This is a genomic window from Jeotgalibacillus sp. S-D1, assembly GCF_004358665.1.
Classification (GTDB): domain Bacteria; phylum Bacillota; class Bacilli; order Bacillales; family Jeotgalibacillaceae; genus Jeotgalibacillus.
In genome coordinates, this window is the sequence record NZ_SMZR01000019.1 from 1 (window position 1) to 6960 (window position 6960).

The window sequence follows — 6960 nt, forward strand, 5'->3', positions numbered from 1 at the left end:
ACGCCAGTTGCTCCAGTTACTCCTGTTGCTCCAGTTACTCCTGTTGCTCCTGTTGCTCCGGTAGATCCGGTTACGCCAGTTGCACCAGTTACTCCTGTGGCTCCAGTTACACCAGTGGCTCCAGTAGCTCCAGTTGCTCCTGTTACTCCAGTCGCTCCAGTTGCACCAGTTGCACCAGTTACTCCAGTCGCTCCTGTTGGACCTGTTAGACCTGTTGGTCCTGTGACCCCAGTAACTCCAGTTACGCCAGTTACACCAGTTACACCAGTAGCTCCTGTTGCTCCAGTCGCTCCAGTTACTCCTGTTGCTCCTGTTGCTCCGGTAGATCCGGTTACGCCAGTTGCACCAGTTACTCCTGTGGCTCCGGTTACACCAGTTACACCAGTTGCTCCAGTTACACCTGTTGCTCCAGTTACGCCAGTCGCTCCAGTTACGCCAGTTACACCTGTTGCTCCGGTTACTCCAGTTACGCCAGTTGCACCAGTCGCTCCTGTGACTCCAGTTACGCCAGTTGCTCCAGTTGCACCAGTTACTCCTGTGGCTCCAGTTACACCAGTTACACCAGTGGCTCCAGTTACACCAGTTACACCAGTGGCTCCAGTAGATCCAGTTGCTCCTGTGGCTCCGGTTACGCCAGTTGCTCCTGTGGCTCCAGTTACACCAGTGGCTCCTGTTACTCCAGTTACACCTGTGGCTCCTGTTACTCCAGTCGCTCCGGTTACTCCTGTTACACCAGTTGATCCAGTTGCTCCGGTTGGACCTGTTGGTCCAGTTACACCAGTCGCTCCTGTGACTCCAGTTACACCCGTTGCTCCAGTTACTCCAGTCGCTCCGTTTACTCCTGTTACACCAGTTGCTCCAGTTACGCCAGTTGCACCAGTTACACCCGTTACGCCAGTCGTTCCTGTTGGACCTGTGACTCCGGTTGCTCCAGTTGCTCCAGTTACACCAGTCGCTCCAGTTACGCCAGTTACACCTGTTGCTCCGGTTACACCAGTTACTCCAGTTACGCCAGTGGCTCCTGTTGCACCAGTTACGCCAGTGGCTCCAGTTACACCAGTGGCTCCAGTTACACCAGTGGCTCCAGTGACTCCTGTTGCTCCGGTTACACCAGTTACGCCAGTTACGCCAGTTACGCCAGTGGCTCCAGTGGCTCCAGTGACTCCAGTGACTCCAGTTGCTCCAGTGACTCCAGTCGCTCCTGTTACACCCGTGGCTCCAGTTGCTCCTGTTACTCCAGTCGCTCCTGTTACACCCGTGGCTCCCGTTGCACCAGTTGCTCCAGTTGCTCCAGTTACTCCAGTTGCTCCTGTTGCACCAGTCGCTCCAGTTACTCCAGTGGCTCCAGTTACACCAGTGACACCAGTTGCTCCAGTCGCTCCAGTGGCTCCAGTCGCTCCAGTTACGCCAGTTGCTCCAGTTACGCCAGTTGCTCCAGTTACTCCTGTGGCTCCTGTTGCTCCGGTAGATCCGGTTACGCCAGTTGCACCAGTTACTCCTGTGGCTCCAGTTACTCCAGTTACACCAGTGGCTCCAGTTACTCCAGTTACGCCAGTGGCTCCTGTTGCACCAGTCGCTCCTGTTACACCAGTTACACCAGTGGCTCCTGTTGCACCAGTTGCTCCAGTCGCTCCAGTTACACCCGTTGCTCCGGTAGATCCAGTTGCTCCTGTTACTCCAGTCGCTCCTGTTGGACCTGTTGGTCCTGTGACCCCAGTAACTCCAGTTGCCCCAGTTACACCAGTTACACCAGTGGCTCCTGTTGCTCCAGTTACGCCAGTTACACCAGTGGCTCCTGTTGCTCCTGTTGCTCCTGTTGCTCCTGTTGCACCAGTTGCTCCGGTTACGCCAGTTGCTCCGGTTACGCCAGTTGCACCAGTTACACCAGTTGCTCCAGTAGATCCAGTTGCTCCTGTTACACCTGTTGCTCCAGTTACGCCAGTTGCTCCAGTTGCACCAGTTACGCCAGTTGCTCCAGTAGATCCAGTTGCTCCTGTTACACCAGTTGCACCAGTTACTCCTGTGACTCCAGTTACGCCAGTTGCTCCAGTTGCACCAGTTACGCCAGTTGCTCCAGTTACACCAGTTACACCAGTTGCTCCGGTTACACCAGTTACTCCAGTTACTCCAGTTACGCCAGTGGCTCCAGTTACTCCAGTTACACCAGTGGCTCCAGTTACTCCAGTTACACCAGTGGCTCCAGTTACACCAGTCGCTCCAGTAGATCCAGTAGATCCAGTAGATCCAGTCGCTCCTGTTACTCCAGTCGCTCCTGTTGGACCTGTTGGTCCTGTGACCCCAGTAACTCCAGTTGCGCCAGTTGCGCCAGTAGCTCCTGTTGCTCCAGTCGCTCCAGTTACTCCTGTTGCTCCAGTTACTCCTGTTGCTCCTGTTGCTCCGGTAGATCCGGTTACGCCAGTTGCACCAGTTACTCCTGTGGCTCCAGTTACACCAGTTACACCAGTGGCTCCGGTTACACCAGTTACGCCAGTGGCTCCTGTTGCACCTGTCGCTCCTGTTACACCAGTTACACCAGTGGCTCCTGTTGCACCAGTTGCTCCAGTCGCTCCTGTTACACCAGTTGCTCCGGTAGATCCAGTTGCTCCTGTTACTCCAGTCGCTCCTGTTGGACCAGTCGCTCCTGTTACACCAGTTACACCAGTGGCTCCTGTTGCTCCAGTTACGCCAGTTACACCAGTGGCTCCTGTTGCTCCTGTTGCACCAGTTGCACCAGTTACGCCAGTTGCTCCAGTTACGCCAGTTGCTCCAGTTGCACCAGTTACGCCAGTTGCTCCAGTGACACCAGTGGCTCCAGTTGCTCCTGTTACACCAGTTGCACCAGTTACTCCTGTGGCTCCAGTTACGCCAGTTGCACCAGTTACACCAGTTACACCAGTGGCTCCAATTACGCCAGTTACACCAGTGGCTCCGGTTACACCAGTCGCTCCAGTTACACCAGTTACACCTGTTGCTCCGGTTACACCAGTTACTCCAGTTACACCAGTGGCTCCAGTGGCTCCAGTGGCTCCAGTTACACCAGTTGCACCAGTTTCACCAGTTACACCAGTGGCTCCTGTTGCTCCGGTAGATCCAGTTGCTCCGGTTACGCCAGTTGCACCAGTCGCTCCAGTTGCTCCTGTTACGCCAGTTGCTCCAGTTACACCTGTTGCTCCAGTTACACCTGTTGCTCCGGTTACACCTGTTGCTCCTGTTACACCAGTTACACCAGTTACACCAGTTACTCCAGTTACTCCAGTCGCTCCTGTTGGACCTATGACTCCGGTTGCTCCAGTTGCACCAGTTACTCCCGTTGCTCCAGTTACACCCGTTGCTCCAGTGGCACCAGTTGTTCCAGTGGCTCCTGTGGCTCCTGTTACGCCAGTTACACCAGTTACACCAGTTGCTCCTGTGGCACCGGTTACGCCAGTCGCTCCTGTTACACCAGTTGGTCCTGTTGGTCCTGTTGGACCTATCGTTTCCGTTACTGTAAGCAGCGCTACGTCATCTACTAAAATAGGGGAACTATTTGGTAATGCTAACTTTTGAATGAGGATTACTCCGAATGCTGTTCCTGGTGGGGCTATGCTTGTGGTTCCGTATACTTCTAACCAGTCTCCTGCCAACTGAAGCCTATTGGCTAAGATATTTAAAACTAATCCTCTGCCTAAAAAATTAAAGGATGAGTCATAATACTCTACTATAATAATAATAGGTGGATTAGGGTTATTATTGCGTTTGGCCAATGAAGCAAATAACTCGAATCTTTCACCTGGATTTATTAGTACAGTTTGAGCTAACAATGCAACTGAATTTGTGGATAATAAGGCACTATAGGTTCCTGTATGACTTGCTTGTGAGGTTACAGAGGCATTTAGTCCAGTCCATGGTGGTAATGATCCCGTTTCAGAACCACCATTTATTACTCTGTTTATAATGGTCACTTTTTCACATCCTTTCATATATGAACTTCATAATTATTCTATGAAAATAAATAAAAGTTGTTTAAACATTTGCCCTTAACTTTATTTAATTTTTATAAACTGCTCCTTTTGTAGTTTGAGATTAAATAATCAGTAATTATAATAGCTTTAAATGAAATTATGCTACGTTAAAATACAGTAAAAAAGCTCCCAAATTAATGGGAGCTTGTAAGGTCTGAACAAAATCAGCTATTAATGTTTACCATTCTTCCGTTACCCTAAATACTGCAGAAATAGTAGGAGTACCTGTAAAAGATCCCACAACTAATGAAACAATTTGATCATCAGGCAATTCAAAATCCAATAGATTAGCGGTAGCCAGCTCTCTGCCTACGTTAGAATTAGAACTAGCTCCCACACCCTGAAATACAACTTCTCCTCCAGTAATAGTAGTAGCGGTGTTGTTAACAAGTAAGGCTGTTTCCTCATCTGGAATCGCTGTTGTTGCAGTTGGAAAATTTGTAAATGCTGTGTTTAAAGTACCTCCAACTTTTACTTGGAAAAAGATATCCTGGTTTGTAATGATATCGATCCCTTCAAGTGTGACACTGACAGAATTTGATCTGCCTGAACCTGCTGGGAATATTGCTTTTCTTTGAAAAGAAATCACAGGGACACCAGTGGTGTTAACTGCAACCTGTCTTCTTTCAGAAGTAATCCTAAATTCAGGATCAAATTTTCCAAGTATACTGTATTGCCTGCCGCCTACAAAAATACTTCTTGCTTCTGCTGCACCCCCGTTCACAATTTGAGCCCGGAGAGGTAGGTTTGGATCGGTAAAACTCGTTTGGTTTGCTGGTCTAAAACGATGAACCGTTACCACTTCCTGGGCAAGTGTGACTGGGTTTTGTACAACTACATTGAATTCAACTACACCATATCCATACCAGGTAAAAGTGATATTAAAAATATTACCCAGTGTTAAGTCTAAGGTTATTCCACTAGGACCAGTCCCGTCTAGTTGGTCAACATTCCAGGAGGTTTGGGGGATAATTGTATCGGATCCAGCTCTCCTAATAGCGACAAATATTCCATTTGCTACACTTTGGCCAAAGTAAGCACCGTTTTGGTCATCTAACAAACCCCACCGGAATACCTGAGTTGAATCAGGCGGATCTGGAATTCGGACTCCAATTCCTGCCTGACCAGCATAACCGGGCATATAACGGCCTCTTTCAGCACTATCCAAAGTTGCAGAGTCTGTAGCACCTGCTGTAACACTCAATTGATATTCAACCGACGTATTTGTTACTGTGCCGCTTCCAGTCGTCTCTACAATATCTCTCAAATCAGACAATCCATAAACCGATTTTAATTCCACAATGGGTGTTCGTTGCGAAACCATTAATTCGTCAAATTGAGAACTGACGCTTGGACCGACATTTTCAATTATTGTCATTACTTCTTCACTCCTTCCTTTTAAACAGGTATGACCCGAAAAATCGGGATCACACCTGATCTTTTACCACTCTTCTGTAACCCTCAATACTGCTGATACAGACGAAGTGCCACCGAATGTTCCTATAACTAAACTCACCGGCTGCTCGTCAGGAAGTTCAAATGTCAGCAGAGAAGCTGTGGCTAAATCTCTAGCTGTACCTGGGGCGCTTGCAGCAACTCCCTGATACACCACCTGACCTCCCGTAATCGTCGTAGCAGTGAAATTAACCAAAAGGGCCGTTTCATCATCTGGAATAGCGGTATTGGTTGTAGGGAAGTTAGTAAATGTACCATTTAATGTTCCATTCACAATGACCTGGTAATAAATGTCTGCTGAAGTGATAATATCCAACCCCTCTAAAGTTACGCTGACTGAATTTGGTCTCCCAGAACCAGCAGGGAATTCAGGCTTTCTTTGGAAGGAAATTACAGGCAATCCACCCGTTCCAACAGTGACTGAGCGTCTATCAGAAGTAATCCGGAACTCTGGATTAAACTTGCCAAGTATGCTGTATTGCCTTCCGCCAACGAAGAAACTGTTAGCCGAAGCGGTACCGTCATTCTCAATTTGAGCACGCAGCGGCAAGTTAGGATCTGTAAAACTTGTTTCGTTGGCAGGTCTGAAGCGGTTAACTGTAACAACTTGCTGTGCTAATGTTACTGGGTTTTGCACCACAATATTGAACTCAACTACTCCATATCCGTACCAGGTGAATCTATTTTGGAAGATGTTACCTAGTGATAAATCAAGCGTAAGTCCACTCGGTCCGGTACCATCAAGTGGATCAACATTCCACGAAGTTTGAGGAATGATTGTATCTACCCCTGCCCTTCTGATCGCTACAAATATGCCATCTGCTACACTTTGACCAAAATACGCTCCATTTTCATCATCAAACAAACCCCATCTATACACTTGGTTTGCGCTAGGCGGAGACGGAATTCTTACACCAATCCCAGATTCCGCAGCATATCCCGGCATATACCGTCCTCTTTCTACGCTATCCAATGTTGCTGTATCCGTGGCTCCACCTGTTACACTAACTTGATACTCTACCGTGGTATTTGTTACCGTTCCTCCACCAGTAGTGGTGATAAGATCCCGCAAATCTGATATTCCATATACAGATTGCAGTTCAAGCACTGGTGTTCTTTCTGCTGTATTGAGTTCATCGAACTGCGAGCTAACACTTGGTCCCACATTTTCAATGGTAACTCCTTGAGCTATTGGTCCTGTTGGGCCTGTGACTCCTGTTACACCTGTTGCTCCGGTTGCACCAGTTACGCCGGTTGCTCCGGTGACTCCAGTTGCACCGGTTGCTCCTGTTGCTCCAGTTGCTCCAGTTGCTCCTGTTGCTCCAGTTACACCCGTTGCTCCAGTTACACCCGTTGCTCCAGTTACTCCAGTTACTCCCGTTGCTCCAGTTACTCCAGTTACTCCCGTTGCTCCAGTTACTCCAGTTACTCCCGTTGCTCCAGTTACTCCAGTTACTCCCGTTGCTCCAGTTACTCCAGTTACTCCCGTTGCTCCAGTTACTCC

3 protein-coding genes are annotated in these 6960 nt (G+C 48.8%); all 3 read right to left on the reverse strand.

The window, feature by feature from the left end:
- Positions 1-3941 (reverse strand): NTTRR-F1 domain (locus E2R51_RS19405; protein WP_205703360.1); only part of this gene is annotated, 3941 nt, incomplete at its 3' end.
- Between the two features lie 238 nt (positions 3942-4179).
- A complete protein-coding gene (locus tag E2R51_RS19410) occupies positions 4180-5379 on the reverse strand; it encodes a hypothetical protein (RefSeq protein ID WP_133378717.1) in 1200 nt (399 codons plus the stop codon).
- Positions 5380-5442: 63 nt separating this feature from the next.
- The coding region (locus E2R51_RS19940) for a hypothetical protein (RefSeq protein ID WP_205703361.1) at positions 5443-6960 on the reverse strand (1518 nt) is incomplete at its 5' end.